This is a genomic window from Lacinutrix salivirga, assembly GCF_053604675.1.
In genome coordinates this window covers 1-281 of record NZ_JBSHNP010000118.1, presented here as the reverse complement: position 1 = coordinate 281, position 281 = coordinate 1, and the positions used below count along the sequence as shown (strand labels likewise).

At 32.0% G+C, this 281-nt stretch carries 1 pseudogene; it reads left to right on the top strand.

The window, feature by feature from the left end:
• Positions 1 to 281, top strand: a pseudogene (locus ACVC5O_RS10635) (IS110 family transposase); the annotation flags it as partial.

Here is a 281-nt window from a genome sequence, read left to right as displayed (position 1 = left end):
AACTATGGCAAGGCAACTCTAAAGATGAAATAGAATGTTTGCAAATGGTTAGACTCCTTTCTGTGTATAGAAAACAGAGTACGATGTTAAAAAACAAGATACATGGAGAATCCGTTTTAGGTAATCCAAGTAAAGTGGTTGCTATGTCTTTAAAACGCAGTTTAAAACAACTAAAAAAAGAGATTAAAGCTGTAGAAGATAAGTTGTTGGTTTTAGTAAAAGAAAATCATCAAGATCTGTTAACACGTTTAAAAACCATTCCAGGTATTGGTCCAAAAACA